Consider the following 16,950-nt stretch of genomic DNA (forward strand, 5'->3'; position numbering starts at 1 on the left):
CCGCGGTCAGAGCTCCTCCGCCAGGCGGCCTTCGAAGCGGATGAAGACCGAGAAACCCACGGCCAGGACGGCGAGCGGGACAACGATGCAGTACAACGTGGTCGGCAGGGACGGCAGCCGGTTGTCGTAGAGCAGATTGCGGAACGCCTCCGAGAAGCGCTCCATCGGGTTCAGCCGGAACGCCGTCAGCACCCAGGGATGGCTCTTCTGGACCCGGTCGGCGACCTGGCTGACCGGGTACACGATCGGCGTCAGGTAGAACAGCACCTGCAAGAAGATGGCCACGAAGTGCTGGGTGTCGCGGAAGTAGACGTTGGCCACCGCGAGCAGGAAGCCCAGGCCAAGCGCCAGGGCCGTCAGCAGGATCATGAACAGCACCACGAACGGGATGTACAGGGTCGGGTTGCCGCCGAAGAGGTAGATCGCCACGATCAGGACGCCGAACTCGAACAGCGAGGTGAACAGGGTCGCCAGCGCGGTGGAGATCACCAGGCTCGAGCGAACGAAGTACACCTTCTTGAGCAGGTTCTCATTGGCCAGCAGCGACCCCATGGACCCGGTCAGCACGCCGGAGAACAGGATCCACGGCAGCAGCGCCGCGCTCAGCCACAAGGCGAAGACGTCCAGGCCGGACGGGTCGCCGGGCGAGTTGCGAGCGGGCAGGAAGAAGCCGAACACCAGGGAGTAGGTGAGCATCTGCGCCAGCGGGTTCAACAACGACCACAGCTGGCCCAGCGCGGTGCGCTTGTACTTGCCCCGGACCTCGCGCGAGGTCAGGTTGAAGAGCAGTTCCCGAGCCGAGAAAACCTCGGCGACCCCACGGAACAGCGTTGGTCGCCGGTTGACGGCAGTTATGGACACGATTGAGCAGTCTAACGGGCGGAAAGCCCGCTATCGGCCAACGCGGCCCATCAACCGCCGGGCCAGTCCCCCGGTGGCCGGCATCGCCGACCGCAGTTCGCGGACCTCGGCCAGCAGGTGATCGCGCTGCCGGACGGCCTCGTCATGGGCCGTTCGAAGCTGCTCGGTCTGCTCGGCCAGGCTCTGCCGATCCGCCCGCAGCGACGTGAGCTCGGCCGCCTGAACGGCCAGCTCACTCCGCGCGCGGTCGAGTTCGGCGGCCAGCTCGTCCACCCGAAGCGCCTGCTGAGTGACCATGACACCCGCGTCGTCGGGCACCAGCCGCGCCACGAACTGGTAGGTGCTCGCCTCGTTGTCCGCCCGCAACCGGGCCACCAGCTCCGCGGGGAAATCGCTTTCGTTCACACCGATCTCGGTGGTGAACAGCTCGGCGCGGGTCCGGCGGAGCTCGGCGATCTCGAAGCCGGCGTCGCGCGCGAAGCTCACGAGGGACTCCGCGGTGAAGAAGCGAGTATGGGTCTCGTCGAGGATGCCGAGCTTGTTGTAGCGGAACTGCCCGTGCAACAGGGCCAGTCGCACGTCGCCGTGGGCGATGTTGGGGGTGGACAGCAACACCGACCCGCCGGCGGCCAGCAGCCGCCGCGTCGATCGCAGCACCGGCAGCGGGTCGCGCAGATGCTCGAGCACGTCACCGAAGATCACGACGTCGAAGGATCCGGGTTCGAACACGCTCGCGAGGTCGGTCTGCTCCAGATCGCCCACCGCGCAGTCGACCAGGCGAGTGCGGGCCTGAGCCGCGGTGGCCTCGCTGATCTCGAAACCCCAGACCTTGTTGCCGACGGCGCCCAGTACCTCACCGAGATAGCCGGTATCGCATCCGACGTCGAGCACGCGCTTGTTGGAGCCCACCATGTCGACCAGAAAGCTGTGGCTGGTCCCGGGCTCTGCCACCTGCGCGGCTTCGATGTCGTATTTCGACAGTGGCACGCGGTGTCTCCTGTCAGCTCGTGAGTACCGGACGGATCCTGTCCGACGTCTGGGTCGACCCAGGATAGTTCACCGGACGGCCGGCGGAAGGGGCTTGGCTCCGACCAGCAGCCGAGACTGTACGGCCCGGCGACCCGCCGGCGTCTCCGTGGCGCGCCGACGCCGGAGCAAACCCGGCAACCAGCCCACCAAGGACGCCAGGGCCCGCACCCTCGCCCAGGCTTTGGGACGGGATTCGCCCACCGCGACCGACAGCGTGGTCAGCGGGTAGCGGGCCAACGTCCGCACCACCAGCCCCGGAGTGGCGCACGTGATCAGGCAGGCCAGCCGGTTCCGCTCGGTGGAGAAGGTGTGCAGCATCGATCGGGTCGAGGTCGTCGCCGAATGCTGGTGCACCACGACCGCGCTCGGCTGGTAGCGCACCCGCCAGCCCGACAGCCAGAGTCGCCAGGACAGGTCGACGTCCTCGTAATAGAGGAAGAAGCGCGGATCGACGCCGCCGACTCCACGTACCGCCGCGACCCGGTAGGCGGCGGCGGCACCACACGCGTAGGCGATCTCCGCGGGCTCGTCCCACCGGCCGTCGTCCGGCTCGCCGAAGCCCAGGTCGTGGCCGTAGCCGTTCGGCTCCAGGTATCCACCCGCGCTGTTGAGTCGTCCGTCCGGCAGCACCAGCTTGCTCGACACGGCGCCCACCTGAGCATCGGCCAGCGGCTCCAACAGCCGCGCAAGCCAGCCCTGGGCGACCGTGGCGTCGTTGTTGAGCAGCACCACGAACGGCGTCCGCACCAGGGGCAGCGCCAGCGCGACCCCACCGGCGAACCCGGTGTTGGTATTGCTGGCGACCACGTGAACCTGGGGGAAGCGCTGCGCGAGCAAGGCGGTCGTCTCGTCGACGGAGGCGTTGTCGACGACGATGATCCGAGCCGCCCCCTCGCCGGTCACCGAATCGAGACAGTCCGCCAGCAGATGCGCGCCGTTGTAGGTGACGATGACGATCGTGGCGTGCTCGGGCAGCGGCCGAGCCGGTCCCGTGACGTCGGAGTGCCGGGCCGGTCCGGTCACGTCGACCGATCGGGACGGGCACGCTCGTCGTCGGAACGCTGCTGCTGAAGCCGGTTCAACTCCCCCGCGAGTTCCACCAGCTGAGTGCGCTCCTCCAGCGCGACGTACTCATACAGCTTGCGCACCCGGCGAAGCACACCGAACAGGGCCTTGCGCCCGGCGCTCGTCCGCCACGGATCCTGTACCCCCGGCTGAAACCGCAGTCTTCCGGCCGCGAGATCAAAGGCGTACCAACGGCTTATCTTGCTGAACGCCTGGCGTTGCGGGTCCTGAGCATCCAGCGCGGTGTCGATGCCGGCAAACAACTGGCCGGCGACGTAGGACTCGGGATAGAAGTTCTCGAAGCTCAACTCCTCCGGCCGGCGCCAGAACGGCCACTGATGGGGGTACTGCGGCCAGCCCACGGTGCGGAAGGTGCGCGGCGGGCTGTAGCGATCGGGGGCGATGAACCGGCCGTAGTTTAGCGGCAGCGACCATTCGCAGAACGCGGTCGAGCCGCTGAGCCCTCCGGCCGCCGCGAAGGCCGCCACGAAGATCTGGCGGTCGATGACCTGCGGCATGTGGGCCGCATAGCAGAGATGATCGGCACCGAGGTAGCTCAGCGCAAGGTAGGAGGCGTGCTGGACCCGGTCGTAGCTGCTCTCGTTCTGCCGCCACAGCGCAAGGTCATAGCTGGCGTAGCTGTGCATACGACCGTCGGAGAGGAACTCCGAGACGGCGACGTCCTTCAGTGGGCGGTAGTCGTCGTCCGAGGCCAGGAACAGCTCGTCCAGCGGACCGCGTTCGGCCAACCGGAGCCGCAGCAGCGCGTTGCGGGCGCCGTGATCGACCGGCACCTGCTCACCGGCCCCCAGCACGTCGGGCTCGGCCACCAGTTCGATCGGCCACGGGGCGAAACGCGCGAGACTACGGCGCATCGGCTCGATCGTCGCGGCCGGGGCCAGGACGACCGCCCGCCGCAGCCACGGCATGAAATGCCTTACGTAATCGAGGGTTTCGGCCAGCACGTCGGGACGGTTGGACAGGAAGGCGATCTGCTCCAGCTCGGTCATGCCGACTCGCCGCCCGTCCTACGGGCTTTGCTCAACCGGCCCGCGACCCGCCGGGTCCGCGAGACGATCCGCTTTCCGAGCAGGGAGATTCCGCCCTCGCGGACGAGCGCGGAGAACCGGCGTAGGTCGGCCTCGGCCGGATTGCGGGGTGGCAACAGGTGGCGCGCCATTCGCCGCGGGTCGATGCTGCTGTCCGCGGCGCGGTGGGCGTCGGCGCAGAAGTCCACCAGCGGCGCCAGCGCAGTCGGCCACGCGAAGCGTTCGCGTTCCCGCTCGACGGCGACGCGGCAGGCGCGGGCGAAGTCCTCGTCGTAGAGCACCCGGGTGATGGCCTCGGCCAGCCCGGCGACGTCCCCCTCCGCCACTGTCACCCCGAGACCGTTGGCGCCCACCAGGTCGCCGAGGCTGTCCCCGCCGGTGGACACGATCGGCAGGCCTGCCCAGAAGTAGTCCAGGATCCTGGTCCGGAAGGAGAAGATCGTCTCCAGATGGGACAGGTGCGTGCTGACACCGGCGTCGGCGTCGAGCAGGTAATTGGCACGCTCGTCGTAGGGAACCCAGCCCTCGTTGAAGAACACGTGCTTGCCGGTGAGGCCCAGCGACTCCGACAGCTGCCGCGTGTCCCAGGCGGCCTTCATGGCCGGCACGTTCGGGTTCGGATGCTTCATGCCCAGGAAGAACAGGCGAAAGTCCTCATGCTCGGCCCGCACGAGATCCACCGCCCGGATCAGCGTGACCGGGTCGAACCAGTTGTAGACACCGCCGGCCCACAACAGCACCTTGTCCTGCGGTCCGATCCCGTCCACGACCGACCTGATCCCCGGACCCGAACGCGCCGGCGGTTGCGGGTCCACGCCGAACGGGCAGATCGCGATCAGCGACCGCAAGGACGGATCGGCCAGGTAGTTGTCCGGGTTCAACCGGCCGACGGCGGCGAGCTGGCCGAGCCACAGGTTGCGCTGAACCTCGCTGGCACACAGGAAGAAGTCGCCACGGACGAGCTGGGCGTTGAGCACCTGGGTGGTGAGGTCCGCGGTGGCCCGACGCTGGACCAGGGGTTGCCCGCTGAGCTGCTCGAGTTGCTCCAGGTGGATCGGGTCGTAGAGATCCATGACGAGGATCTTGTCGGTGCGCAGCAGCCACGAGGCGTGGAAGGACACGAAGCCCTGCAGGACGACGATCTCAGCATCGGCGACGGCGGCGCGCAGCTCGTCCCAGCCGGCGAAAAGGCAACGGTAACCCGGGCGGCTGATCTCGCACCGCAGAGTCGAGATCAGCGTGACGTCGTGGTCGAGGCTGAGCTGTTCGGCGATGTTGACCGCCCGGATCGCCGGACCGGCCATCTGCCCGGCCAGCACGTCGGGCGTGATGACGGCGATGCGCCGGCGGGTCGGCACCCCTCAGGCTCCGCGCAGCGATTCGCCGACCGTCGCGAAGGCGCGCGAGAGGGCGTCAGACCATTCCGGCATCGGGTTGAGCCCGGCTTCGCGCCACGTCCGGTCCGACAGCACCGAGTACGTGGGCCGATTGGCGGCCATGCCGTAGGCCTCGCTGGTCGTGGGCAGCACCCGGGCCGGATCCGCGCCGAGCCGCGTGAAGATGGCCTGCGCGAAGGCGAACCAGGTGATGTCACCGGTGCCGGTGCAGTGGTAGATGGCCGCGGGCGCATCGGACCGGGCCAGCTCGACGAGAGCGACCGCGAGGTCGAAGGACCAGGTCGGCGAACCCCGCTGGTCGTCGACCACGGTGATGGTGTCCTTGGTCTTCTCCAGCCGCGCCATCGTCTTGACGAAGTTTCCCCCGCCCGCGCCGTAGACCCAGGCGGTCCGCACGACGTAACCGGTCTCGGGCAGCAGCTCACGCACGGCGCGTTCCCCGGCGAGCTTGGTGCGGCCGTAGGCGGACTTCGGAGCCGGCTCGTCGTCCACCTCATAGGGCCGGTTGGCGTCGCCGGCGAAGACGTAGTCGGTGGAGACATGGATCAAGCGGATCCCGGCGCGGGCGGCCGCCGCGGCCAGGACGGCCGGTCCGGTCGCGTTGACCGCGTAGGCGGTGTCCTCGTCCTCCTCGGCGCGGTCCACCGCGGTGTAGGCGGCGGCGTTGACGATGACGTCGGGCGCGAACTGCTCCATCACGGCCTGAACGGCGGTCGAGTCGGTGATGTCGAGGACGTCGACGTCCACGGCATGCACGACGTCGGACGGAGTGTCCGCCAGGACCGTCTGCAGGTCGGTGCCGAGCTGTCCCTTGGAACCCGTGATCAGCCAGCGCATCAGGTCAGACCTTCTCGATGTGAGCCACGGCCGCGCGTTCCTTCAGGGGCTCCCACCAGTCACGGTTGTCCCGGTACCACTGAACCGTGAGGTCCAGCCCGTGTTCGAAGCTCACCTGCGGCGCATAGCCCAGTTCGGCGGTCTTGGAGTAGTCGACCGAGTAACGCAGGTCGTGGCCTCCGCCGCGCGGGTCGACGATCGGCTGCACGTAGGACCAGTCGCGGCCGGTCGCGGCCAGCAGCTTCTCGGTCAGCTCCCGGTTGGACAGCTCGCGGCCACCACCAATGTTGTAGAACTCGCCCGGCGCGCCCTTCTCGACGACGAGCTGGATGCCGCGGCAGTGGTCGGCGACGAACAGCCAGTCCCGGACGTTGGCTCCCTCGCCGTACAGCGGGACCTTCCTCCCGTCGAGCAGGTTCGTCACGAACAGCGGGATGACCTTCTCCGGGAAGTGATAGGGCCCGTAGTTGTTCGAGCACCGGGTGATCGAGATGTTGAGGCCATAGCTCTTGGCGTAGGCCCGTGCGATCAGGTCGGAGCCGGCTTTGGCCGCCGAGTACGGCGAATTCGGCTCGAGAATCTGGTCCTCGGTCCAGGAACCGTCGTCGATCGACCCGTAGACCTCATCGGTGGAGATGTGCACCACGCGGCCGATGTCGTGGCGGAGCGCGGCCTCGAACACCTGCTGCGCCCCGAAGACATTGGTCTGGACGAAGTCGGCCGCACCGGTGATCGAGCGATCGACGTGCGACTCGGCCGCGAAGTTGACCAGCACGTCGTGACCGGGCAGGGCCTGGTCGAGATCGGCGGCGCTGCAGATGTCGCCCTGGAAGAAGCGGTAGCGCGGGCTGTCGGCCACCGGGGCGAGGTTGGCCAGGTTGCCGGCGTAGGTCAGCTTGTCGAACACGGTGACCTCGGCTCCGGCGAACGCCGGGAACTGGTCGGTCAGGAGATCGCGGACGTACTGCGACCCGATGAATCCGGCACCGCCGGTGACTAGTACACGCATGGGGGCCATCGTTCCATATCGTGAGGCCGCCTGAGATCACCCTGAGCACACGGACGCGGCGCCGCTGCCCTCCCGGTTACGGCGGGTAACCTCGGTCGGTGCCTTCCAATTACGATCCGGGAACCGGCGGTCGCAATCCCGGCTCCGGTGCCTCCCGTGGGGACCTGCCGCCGGAGCTCGACCCGCGCCGTGGGCGCCGTCCGGGCTCCCCGAGCGGAAACCGGCCCTCGGACCTGCCACCCGGCCTCGACCCGCGAGGCCGCGGCTCCAACACTCGGTCCGCGCGCCGGGCCGCCGGTGGTGCCGGAACCCGCAGCACCCTGGCCGGGGTCGGAATCGGGGTGCAGATCGTCGCGGCACTGCTGTCGCTGACCGTCCTCGTCGGCAGTGGCTGGGCGTGGGCCACCTACCGAAGCTTCCGATCGAATCTGAACACCGTCAATGCGATTCCCGGCGACACCAACGCCGCGAAGAACAACATCGACGGTAAGGACCAGAACATCCTCATCGTCGGCAACGACGACCGCGACTCGGCCACCCCCACCGAGCTCAAGCAGCTCGGCACGACCAAGGACGGGGGCAGCTACAACACCGACACGATGATGTTGATGCACGTCCCCGCCAACGGTTCCAAGGCCACGGTCATCTCCTTCCCGCGCGACTCATACGTGTCCATTCCGGGCCACGGCATGAACAAGCTCAACGCCGCGTATCCGCTGGGAGTCAACGACGGCAACGGCGACAAGGCCAAGGGCGCGCAGTTGCTGGTCAAGACCATCGAGAACCTGACGAACCTCAAGATCGACCACTACGTCCAGGTCGACCTGCTCGGCTTCTACCGGATCTCCAACGCCATCGGCGGCGTGACGGTCTGCATGAACCACGCGGTCGGACCGGCCACCTTCACCGGCCAGACCGGGAGCTACATCGATTCCGGTTATGAGAACGGTGTGTTCGTCAAGAGCTACTCCGGCATCGATCTGAAGAAGGGCAACAACACCATCAAGGGCCTGCAAGCACTGGCTTTCGTCCGCCAGCGCCACGGCCTGCCCAACGGGGACCTGGACCGCATCAAGCGCCAGCAGTACTTCCTGTCGGCGGTGTTCCGCAAGATGGCCTCGGCCGGCACCCTGCTCAACCCGTTCAAGCTGCAGAGCCTGCTCAGGGCGGTCACCAGCTCCCTCACGATGGACTCGGGGCTGGACCCGCTCAAGCTGGCCCAGCAACTGCAGAACCTGCAGGCCGGCAACGTCAAGTTCACGACCATTCCGACGAACGGGTTCAACGACAACACGCCGGTCGGCAGCGTCGTGGTCGTCAACACCTCCGCGATGAGTGACTTCATCGATTCGCTCATGGGTACCGACGCCGCCAGCGCGCTGAAGAAGGCGACCGCGGCCGACCCGTTGACGGTGACGGTGTCGGTTGCCAACGACACCAACTCCAACGACGGCATCGAGTCGAAGAACGCGGCCGCCCTGCGCGCACTCGGCTTCAAGACGACGCTGCCCTCGGCCACCAGTGACGTGCTGGCCAAGACCACGATTCGCTACCCGAGCGGTATGGAGAGCCAGGCCAAGGCTGTGCAGGCCCAGGTCCCCACGGCGGTCATGGAGCGCACCGGCACCGCCAAGGGCGTCGAGCTCCTGCTGGGCAACAACGGAGTACAGGTCAAGTCCCTGACGCCCAAGAGCTCGTCGAGCTCCACAGCACCGGCGCCCTCGACCTCGACCTCGACGTCCAGCTCGACCGCGACCACGGTGACGACCGCGGCCGACGCCGGCTGCATCAACTAACGCCGAAGCATGGCACTCACCGCCGAGTCGGCCTTCGACGCGAGGCTGACCGCTGATCCGTCCGCGCCGTTGCTCACCTTCTACGACGACGAGACCGGGGAACGCGCGGAGTTGTCGGCCCGCTCGCTGGGCAACTGGGTGGCCAAGACACACCACCTGCTCGGCGACGAGTTGGGGCTGGGCGTGGGCGACCGTGCCTATGTGAGCCTGCCGGTGCACTGGCTGGCCGCACCGATCCTGCTCGGGTGCTGGTTCGCGGGCCTGGAAGTGGTCAGTTCCGCCGGCTCCGCCTCGGTGGCCTTCGGCGACGCCGAGACGTTGCTCGGGACCGATCTGTCGGGTGTGGACGAGGTCTTCGCGGTGTCGCTGCTGTCGATGGCCCGGTCGGCCGAGCCCCCGCCGCGGATGTCGGACTACGCCGCCACGGTCCGCCCGCACGCCGACGCGTGGGCCGGAGTGCGCCCCCAGGGTGCGCCCGACGAGGCCGCGCTCGACGGACTCAGCCGCACCGAACTCGGCCGGCGCGCGACCACGCGGGCCGGTGAGCTGGGACTGTCGGCCGGCGGCCGGCTGCTCTGGCAGCGCGCGGGTCGTTTCACCGCCGATGGCTGGGTCGATGCCCTGCTCGCCCCGCTGATCGTCGGCGGGTCCGTGGTTCTTGTGCGTCATGGCGACCCCGCCCGCTTGACGGACCGGGTCCGGACCGAGAAAGTCACCGTGACCGCCTGATCGGTCGCCCGTCGATGACCGCTGTATGAAGGGATGTGCCACCGTGGACAAGGTCCTTGGGTCCGCTGCCGAAGCGGTGGCCGATGTCGGGTCCGGATCATCGCTGGCAGTCGGCGGCTTCGGACTCTGCGGCATCCCGCTGGTGCTCATCCAGGCTCTGCTCGCCCAGGGCGCCTCGGCGCTGGAGACGGTGTCGAACAACTGCGGGGTGGACGGCGCGGGCCTGGGGCTGTTGCTCGAAGCGGGCCGGATCGCCCGCACGGTGTCTTCCTACGTCGGTGAGAACAAGGAGTTCGCGCGTCAGTACCTGTCGGGCGAGCTGGAGGTCGAGCTGACTCCGCAGGGCACGCTGGCCGAGCGGCTACGGGCCGGGGGCTCCGGCATCCCGGCCTTCTACACGCCAGCCGGGGTGGGCACCTGGATCGCCGAAGGCGGACTGCCGTGGCGTTACGCCGCGGACGGCTCCGTCGCGCTGGCGTCACCGGCGAAACAGACGCGTGCCTTCAACGGTCAGGACTACGTGCTGGAGGAGGCGATCGTGACCGACTTCGCCCTGGTGCGGGCGGCCGTCGGCGACCGGCACGGCAACCTCGTCTACGACGCGTCCGCCCGCAACTTCAACCCGCTCTGCGCGATGGCCGGACGCATCACCATCGCCGAGGTCGAGCAGCTGGTCGAGCCCGGCGAGATCGACCCGGCGCAGGTGCACACTCCGGGCGTCTTCGTCCAGCGCGTGGTCGAGGTGGGCACCGAGGGCAAGCGGATCGAGAAGCGGACGGTGCGACCTCACGAGGCCGGCCACGACCACGAACGGGGATTGTGAGCATGGCCTGGACACGGACGGAACTCGCGGCCCGGGTCGCTCAGGAGCTGTCGGACGGGCAGTACGTCAACCTGGGGATCGGCCTGCCGACGCTGGTCCCCAACTACGTTCCCGCCGGGGTGCACCTGGTGCTGCAGTCGGAGAACGGCATCCTCGGCGTCGGGCCCTATCCCTATGACGACGAGGTCGACGAGGACCTCATCAACGCAGGCAAGGAGACGGTCACCGTGCTGCCCGGTGCCTCGTTCTTCGACTCCGCCCTGTCGTTCGGCATGATCCGCGGGGGTCACATCGATGTGGCGATCCTGGGCGCGATGCAGGTTGCGGCCAACGGCGATCTCGCCAACTGGACCATTCCCGGCAAGATGATCAAGGGCATGGGCGGGGCGATGGATCTGGTGCACGGCGCGCGGCGGGTCATCGTCATGATGGAGCACACCGCCAAGGACGGCACCCCCAAGATCGTGGACACCTGCAGTTTGCCCCTGACCGGCAAGGGATGTGTCCAACAGATCATCACCGACCTGGCCGTCATCGACATCACCGGCGACGGCCTCGTGCTGCGAGAGACGGCCCCAGGGGTCACGGTCGAGGACGTCCGGGCCGTGACTCAACCGGCGCTGCTCGCCGGTTGAGGCCGGCCGGGGCTCGGGACTCGTTGTCGGAACCCTGGTGCAGACTGGCGCCATGCTCTCGCTGCCGGGCCACGCTCTGCCCGCATCGACGGACCGACCTGAGACCGCGTTTCTGCTGTCGCTGCCGAGCCAGGTCGGCCCGCTGAACCTGGCCGTGACGCCCGTCGGCGTGGCCGCCCTGGGTTGGGGCACGCGCGAGTCGTTCGGGCGCTGGCTGGCCCTCGCTCCGGACCCGTCCCCGACCGCGCCGGTGCGCGCGCTGGCAGAGCAGGCCACCACCGAGCTCTCGGAATACTTCGCCGGCACCCGCACGCGGTTCACCCTGCCGCTGGACTGGCGACTGACGCGGCGCGTCCAGCAGATCGTGCTGCGGTGCCTGTATGACACGGTGCCTTTCGGCGCCAGCATCACCTACGGCGCGCTTGCGCGACGCAGCGGTACCGGGGTGCCGGCGCGCGGCATCGGCTCGATCATGGGGTCGAACCCGTTGCCGGTGATCGTGCCCTGCCACCGAGTGTTGTCGGCCTCCGGGCTCGGCGGCTACAGCGGCGGCCAACGCCCGAGCGAAACCGACACCGGTGGCTCGAGCCGCTATGGACTGGAGACCAAGCGCTGGTTGCTCACCTTCGAGCAGATCCTGCCGCCGACCCTGGGATGGGATCCGGCCGCGCCCCTGCTCAGCTGAGGTTCGTCTCCACGACCGCGTTGAACTGCATTCCGCGGTAGCCGCTGTCCCCCGCGCACCGCAGGACATCCTGAACCCCGCCGGGCAGGCCGATCATGACGGCGATCGTTCCGCTTCGGTCAACAGCCGCCAGATGAGGTGCAGCGCCACAGCGACCGAACGCCTGCGGACATCGGCCCGGTCGCCGGGAAGCTGCACCCGTCGAGCCAGCCGGCTCCCCCGGCCGAGCACGCACAGCTCGACCAGGCCGACCGGCTTGCCGGGGCACGCGCCGCCGGGCCCGGCGATGCCGGTGATACCCACGCCGAGGTCCGTGCCGAGCCGGGCGATCACACCGCGAGCCATGGCCTCGGCCACCTCCGCGCTGACCGCACCGACGGTCTCGAGCAAACCGACCGGCACGTCCAACAACGAGTGCTTGACCTCGTTGGCGTAGCTCACCACGCCGCCCTGCAAGTAGCTCGACGAACCTGGCACATCAGCCAGCCGTGCCGCGAGCAGTCCTGCGGTGCAGGACTCCGCCGTGCCGATCGTCAGGCCTTGCTCGGTCAGCAACCTCCCGACGATCTCCTCCAGCGTCCCGCCGTCGACGGAGAAGACCGCGTCGCCATAAGTGGAAACGATCATCGCCGCGAAATCGTCGTAGCGCTGCTGGGCGACGGGGTGAAACCGGCTGACGACCTCCAGCTCGCCGTCTCGCAGGCAGGTGGTGATCTCCAGGCCGGCCAATTTCTCCGCCTGCTCGCGCATGAGTCCGGCCAGCTCCGACTCCGACGTGCCCCACAGCCGCAGCGTGTGCTGCCGCAGTTCCTCCCGCCCCGCCAGTGCCTGCTGGACCATCGGCTGGGCGAGGGCCGCCGGCCACATCGCCTGCAACTCATAGGGCGGACCGGGTAGGACCACCACCGGCGCTCCGGCCACCCCGGCGGCGGCCGGCACCACCAGGCCTGGAGCGGTCCCAACCGGCTCGAGCACGGCGGCGCCCTGCGGCACCATCGCCTGCTTGCGGGTGCCCGCGGCGGCCGAGGGTTCGGTCTGGCGACCGCGGGCGCGGTTCAACCGCTCGATGATGTCCCCGATGCGCGCGTGCAGAGCCGGATCCAGTTCCAGGGGCCGGGCCAGCACCTCAGCCACCACCTCCGCCGTCAGATCGTCGGCGGTCGGTCCCAGCCCCCCGGACGTGATGATCAGGTCCACCCCGGCGTTCTGCAGGAAACGCAGCGCGGCCGCAAGGTCGTCCGGGCGGTCCCCGACGACGACGACCTGGCCGATGTCGACCCCGTGCCGCCGTAGTTGCTCAGCCAACCAGGGGCCGTTTCGATCGGTGACCCGCCCGGTCAGCACCTCGGTCCCGGTCACGACTACCCCTGCGCGCGCACTCACTCCCGCATCCTAGGCAGCGCCGTCAGAGCGGCCCGGGCATGGTCGCCTGGTCGAAGGCACATCCCGACAAACGGCGGGATCTCGCCGAAGGCCGTCCGGATCTGAACGGAGCGCGGGCGACCTGTCCGGCATCATGGACTCGTGACATCGGTCCAACAATCCAACTCACCCAGCTCGCGGACCCGCCGACGCCTGCACCGTGCCTGGTGGGTCGCGGGGATCACCTTCCTGGCCCTGATCGCCTCGGCGGCGTTCCGCTCGTCCACGGGTGTGCTGATCGAGCCGCTGGAGAACGAGTTCGGCTGGAGCCGGTCGATCACCTCGTTCGCCATCACCGTCAACCTGGTGATCTACGGCTTGACCGCGCCGTTCGCGGCGGCCCTGATGCAGAAATTCGGCATCCGAAGGATCGTGGCGCTGTCGCTGACGTTGGTGACGCTCGGGTGCCTGGCCACCATCGTCATGCGCGACTCCTGGCAGCTCGTCCTGGCCTGGGGATTCGCCATCGGGATCGGGACCGGTTCGATGGCCCTCGTCTTCGGCGCGATCATTGCCAATCGCTGGTTCGTCACGCGTCGGGGGCTGGTGACGGGAATCTTCTCGGCCGCCTCGTCGACCGGCCAGCTGGTGTTCCTGCCGTTGATGGCCGCCCTGATCGCGTCCCACGGCTGGCGTACGGCCGTGGCCGTGGTCGCAGGGTTCTCCCTGCTGCTGGTCCCGCTGGTGCTGTGGCTGCTGGCCGATTCCCCCGCCGACGTGGGCGAAATCCCCTACGGCGCCGAGCCGGGCTACGTCAGTCCCGACGTGATTCCGCAACGGCCCGCCCGGCTGGCCATCTCGACGCTGGTCTCCTCGTCGCGAAGCTGGACGTTCTGGGTGCTCATGGTGACCTTCTTCATCTGCGGTTGGTCCACCAACGGGCTGATCGGCTCGCATTTCATTCCTGCTGCCCACGATCACGGCATGCCGGCCACGACGGCGGCGAACCTGCTGGCCCTGATCGGGATCTTCGACATCGTCGGCACCATCGGGTCCGGCTGGCTGACCGACCGGGTGGACCCGCGCAACCTGCTGGTCGCGTACTACGGCTTGCGTGGGCTGTCCCTGCTCATCGTGCCGACCGTGCTCGGCTCCTCCGTCGATCCCCCGCTCTTCCTGTTCATCGTTTTCTACGGCCTGGACTGGGTGGCGACGGTGCCTCCGACGGTCGCGCTCTGTCGTGAACACTTCGGGCTGCAGCGCTCCGGGGTGGTCTTCGGATGGGTATATGCCTCGCACATGGTGGGGGCGGGGATCGCAGCGTCGTTCGCGGGGACCGTCCGAGCTCACACCGGCGACTACCGGATCGCGTGGCTCACCGCCGGCGCCCTGTGCGTCCTGGCCGCGCTGCTGTTCTTCACCGTGCGCGGGCGCGGCGAGTACTTCGCTCCGACCGAGATCTCGGTCGTTTCCTCCCCCGGCGGGAAGCACGAACCCGATCTGGCCGCCGAGGAAGGCGCGAGCCTGTGAGCGCTCCCGACCCTTCCCCCAGCGATTCGGCTGCCGCCGCGGCCGTCCGCGCGGCTCGCGATCCGGCGGGCAACCCCGCGTGGACGGCGCTGGACCGCAACGTCGCGCTCGGTCGCGCCGATGACCCGGCCCTGACCGGACCGTCGGTGCTGACCGGCAGGCTGGAAACGCTCGACTTCGCGGTGCTGACCGAACGCGTGGCCAAGCTGGCCGGAGTCCTGCGGGCCTCGCAGTTCGGTCCCGGGGACCGGGTCCTGATCTGGCTGCCGGATTCGGTGGAAGCCGTCATCGCCGTGCTGGCCTGCGTCCGAAGCGGGATGCCTCTGGCGCAGATTCCGGGCGCTACGAGTACGGCCGAGGTGCAGGCACTGGTCCTGCAGCTCGCTCCGAACCTGATATTCGCCCCGCGCGGGGGGCAGTTCGGCTCGCTGCCCTCGGTCGTCGTCCGCGCCTCGGAGCAGGATCCCACCGAGGCGGACGGCTTCGGCGAGCAGGACGTCGACTACCGCTCCTGGACGCGGTCGACGGCGGTGCAGCCGACCGAGCCGGTCCCACTGGCCGACGAACAATCCGTTGAACTGGACGCCCCGGTCGAGCGTGGCGGGTCGCTGTCCGTCCCGGCCCTTTTGAACCGACTCGCCGCTGGGGAGCATCTCTCGGTCGGCGCTGGTGGTGCTTTCGCAGCCGGTGAGCTTCACTGAGCCCATGACGGGGCCGCGCGATTTCGACGTCGCGAACACGAGCCGGGTCCACGAGCAATTTCTGTCCGGGCGCCCGCTGGCCGAGTTGGCACCCGGGTCGCTGCGGTCGGTCGTGGCGGACTCGTGGCTGCGATCCGCGGCAGCGGGGGTGGACGCCGACTCCGTCGCGCCGCCCATCACGCTCGAGAGGAGTTCGCTGGCCGACTATCGCGACGAACATCCGCTGTCGCGGGTCTTCCCGTTGCTCTACGACGTCCTCGGCCGGGCCGCCGAGGACTGCGACAGCCTGATGGCGGTGGCCGACGAACAGGGCCAGCTGCTGTGGGTGTGCGGACAGCCCGGCGTGCTGCGCAGGGCCGAGGAGATCCTGTTCGTCGAGGGTGCCCGCTGGGACGAGGACCACGCGGGCACGAACGCCCCGGGCACCGCGCTGCGCCTGGACGCGCCGGTCACCATCCACGCCTCGGAGCACTTCGCCCGCTCCGTGCAGCCGTGGAGCTGCGCGGCTGCGCCGATCCACGACCCCGTGACCTCGGCCATCCTCGGCATCGTCGACGTCACCGGCGGCCCCGACATGGCCACGGTCCAGACCATCGCAATGGTGCGCGCCGCCGCACGGATGGCCGAGTCCGAGCTGGCCCGGATCAACGCGGTGGAGGGGATGCGGCTGGATCCGCGGACGATCTCCGACGGGGGCGCACAGCTGGCGAGCTACCGGCGCTCGCCCAGCTACGCCAACCACGCCGACGGCTTCGCTCGCAGGAGCGCGGTGCGGCTGGAGGCCCTGGGCCGTCCGGACTGTGTCGCGACCATCGGCAGCCGCTCGGTCCGGCTGAGCCCTCGCCACAGCGAGATCGCGGTGATCCTGTCCTGCAACCCCGACGGGCTGACCGGCGATCAGCTGGCCATCGAGCTGTATCCGGCGGACGTGACGTCCTCGACATTGCGGGCTGAACTGGTGCGGCTGCGGGGACTGCTCGGCCAGCAGGTGCTGGGCTCGCGGCCCTACCGGCTGACCGGTGACGTGGACTCGGACTGGTCGGCGGTAGCGGGACATCTGGCTGCCGGAAACCTGACCGAGGCGCTGCGGATGTACCGCGGACCGTTGCTGCCGCAGTCCGACGCGCCCGGCGTCGTCGCGCATCGCGAGGAGCTGGAACGCCGGCTTAGGGCCGCACTGCTTGCCTCCGACCGGGCCGAGCTGATGGTTGCCTGGACGCGGGCGCGGTGGGGAGCCCAGGATCTGGACATGTGGCGGCGCCAGTTGCAGGTGCTGCCGCTGGGCTCTCCGTTGCGTCCCCTGGCGGCCGCCGAGGTAGCCAGACTCGATGCGGAGTACCGCCGCTAACCGTTGAGGTTGCCCTCGTTGCACGTCCCCTCGCGTTGAGGTTGCCCTCGTTGCACACAGCGGCAATCCCAGTGCAACGTCCTTGCAACGTCGG

Annotated in this window: 16 protein-coding genes; 8 read left to right on the plus strand and 8 right to left on the minus strand. The window is 69.0% G+C overall.

Translation table 11 applies throughout. The features are described 5' to 3' along the window. Positions 1-6: 6 nt before the first annotated feature. From M6D93_RS14775 to rfbB, 7 genes are all read right to left on the minus strand, one after another. Positions 7-861, minus strand: a complete 855-nt coding sequence (locus tag M6D93_RS14775; RefSeq protein WP_249770191.1) for an ABC transporter permease — start codon at positions 859-861, stop codon at positions 7-9. Positions 862-891: 30 nt separating this feature from the next. After that, positions 892-1,848 (minus strand): class I SAM-dependent methyltransferase, encoded by a 957-nt coding sequence (locus M6D93_RS14780; RefSeq protein ID WP_249770193.1) that lies wholly within the window; start codon positions 1,846-1,848, stop codon positions 892-894. A 69-nt stretch (positions 1,849-1,917) separates the two neighbouring features. Further along, entirely contained in the window at positions 1,918-2,913 is a 996-nt protein-coding gene (locus M6D93_RS14785; RefSeq protein WP_249770195.1) for a glycosyltransferase family 2 protein, read from the minus strand. Next, a complete protein-coding gene (locus M6D93_RS14790) occupies positions 2,910-3,965 on the minus strand; it encodes a hypothetical protein (RefSeq protein ID WP_249770197.1) in 1,056 nt (351 codons plus the stop codon). The genes M6D93_RS14785 and M6D93_RS14790 overlap by 4 nt, the downstream gene beginning before the upstream one ends. After that, on the minus strand, positions 3,962-5,362 hold the full coding sequence (locus tag M6D93_RS14795; protein WP_249770199.1) for a glycosyltransferase family 4 protein: 1,401 nt from the start codon (positions 5,360-5,362) through the stop codon (positions 3,962-3,964). Before M6D93_RS14795 ends, M6D93_RS14790 begins: the two co-directional genes overlap by 4 nt. Positions 5,363-5,365: 3 nt before the next feature. After that, positions 5,366-6,238: a dTDP-4-dehydrorhamnose reductase gene (rfbD, locus tag M6D93_RS14800; protein WP_249770201.1), complete on the minus strand. Its 873-nt coding sequence runs from the start codon at positions 6,236-6,238 to the stop codon at positions 5,366-5,368. Positions 6,239-6,242: 4 nt separating this feature from the next. Then, positions 6,243-7,247, minus strand: a complete 1,005-nt coding sequence (gene rfbB / locus M6D93_RS14805) for a dTDP-glucose 4,6-dehydratase (protein ID WP_249770203.1) — start codon at positions 7,245-7,247, stop codon at positions 6,243-6,245. A 98-nt stretch (positions 7,248-7,345) separates the two neighbouring features. Here rfbB and M6D93_RS14810 point away from each other — a divergent pair, with 98 nt between their 5' ends. Genes M6D93_RS14810 through M6D93_RS14830 form a run of 5 tightly spaced genes read left to right on the plus strand, consistent with a single transcriptional unit; the run spans position 7,346 to position 11,915 of the window. After that, entirely contained in the window at positions 7,346-9,043 is a 1,698-nt protein-coding gene (locus M6D93_RS14810) for an LCP family protein (protein ID WP_249770205.1), read from the plus strand. A 9-nt stretch (positions 9,044-9,052) separates the two neighbouring features. Beyond that, positions 9,053-9,772: a TIGR03089 family protein gene (locus M6D93_RS14815; protein WP_249770207.1), complete on the plus strand. Its 720-nt coding sequence runs from the start codon at positions 9,053-9,055 to the stop codon at positions 9,770-9,772. A gap of 25 nt (positions 9,773-9,797) precedes the next feature. Then, positions 9,798-10,595: a CoA transferase subunit A gene (locus M6D93_RS14820; RefSeq protein ID WP_430667196.1), complete on the plus strand. Its 798-nt coding sequence runs from the start codon at positions 9,798-9,800 to the stop codon at positions 10,593-10,595. Positions 10,596-10,597: 2 nt separating this feature from the next. Further along, positions 10,598-11,230: a CoA transferase subunit B gene (locus M6D93_RS14825; RefSeq protein ID WP_249770211.1), complete on the plus strand. Its 633-nt coding sequence runs from the start codon at positions 10,598-10,600 to the stop codon at positions 11,228-11,230. Positions 11,231-11,282: 52 nt separating this feature from the next. Then, complete coding sequence (locus M6D93_RS14830; protein ID WP_249770213.1) at positions 11,283-11,915, plus strand: methylated-DNA--[protein]-cysteine S-methyltransferase; 633 nt, start codon at positions 11,283-11,285, stop codon at positions 11,913-11,915. A gap of 93 nt (positions 11,916-12,008) precedes the next feature. On the opposite strand, the gene M6D93_RS14835 is transcribed toward M6D93_RS14830, so the two are convergent. After that, on the minus strand, positions 12,009-13,298 hold the full coding sequence (locus M6D93_RS14835) for a competence/damage-inducible protein A (RefSeq protein WP_249770215.1): 1,290 nt from the start codon (positions 13,296-13,298) through the stop codon (positions 12,009-12,011). A 141-nt stretch (positions 13,299-13,439) separates the two neighbouring features. Here M6D93_RS14835 and M6D93_RS14840 point away from each other — a divergent pair, with 141 nt between their 5' ends. From M6D93_RS14840 to M6D93_RS14850, 3 genes are read left to right on the plus strand one after another with little or no spacing between them, the layout of a single operon-like run. Then, entirely contained in the window at positions 13,440-14,807 is a 1,368-nt protein-coding gene (locus M6D93_RS14840) for an MFS transporter (RefSeq protein WP_249770217.1), read from the plus strand. After that, a complete protein-coding gene (locus M6D93_RS14845) occupies positions 14,804-15,508 on the plus strand; it encodes an AMP-binding protein (RefSeq protein WP_249770219.1) in 705 nt (234 codons plus the stop codon). The genes M6D93_RS14840 and M6D93_RS14845 overlap by 4 nt, the downstream gene beginning before the upstream one ends. A gap of 4 nt (positions 15,509-15,512) precedes the next feature. Further along, positions 15,513-16,856: a sigma-54-dependent transcriptional regulator family protein gene (locus M6D93_RS14850; RefSeq protein WP_249770221.1), complete on the plus strand. Its 1,344-nt coding sequence runs from the start codon at positions 15,513-15,515 to the stop codon at positions 16,854-16,856. Positions 16,857-16,950 lie beyond the last annotated feature (94 nt).

The sequence above is a fragment of the Jatrophihabitans telluris genome (genome assembly GCF_023516435.1).
Taxonomy (GTDB): Bacteria; Actinomycetota; Actinomycetes; order Mycobacteriales; family Jatrophihabitantaceae; genus Jatrophihabitans_A; species Jatrophihabitans_A telluris.

Excerpts from the sequence above, each read along its gene's own strand:
- M6D93_RS14790 (WP_249770197.1), bottom strand. The coding sequence starts at position 3,965 with ATGACCGAGCTGGAGCAGATCGCCTTCCTGTCCAACCGTCCCGACGTG.
- rfbD (WP_249770201.1), bottom strand. The coding sequence starts at position 6,238 with ATGCGCTGGCTGATCACGGGTTCCAAGGGACAGCTCGGCACCGACCTG.
- rfbB (WP_249770203.1), bottom strand. The coding sequence starts at position 7,247 with ATGCGTGTACTAGTCACCGGCGGTGCCGGATTCATCGGGTCGCAGTAC.
- M6D93_RS14815 (WP_249770207.1), top strand. The coding sequence starts at position 9,053 with ATGGCACTCACCGCCGAGTCGGCCTTCGACGCGAGGCTGACCGCTGAT.
- M6D93_RS14820 (WP_430667196.1), top strand. The coding sequence starts at position 9,798 with ATGAAGGGATGTGCCACCGTGGACAAGGTCCTTGGGTCCGCTGCCGAA.
- M6D93_RS14825 (WP_249770211.1), top strand. The coding sequence starts at position 10,598 with ATGGCCTGGACACGGACGGAACTCGCGGCCCGGGTCGCTCAGGAGCTG.
- M6D93_RS14830 (WP_249770213.1), top strand. The coding sequence starts at position 11,283 with ATGCTCTCGCTGCCGGGCCACGCTCTGCCCGCATCGACGGACCGACCT.
- M6D93_RS14850 (WP_249770221.1), top strand. The coding sequence starts at position 15,513 with ATGACGGGGCCGCGCGATTTCGACGTCGCGAACACGAGCCGGGTCCAC.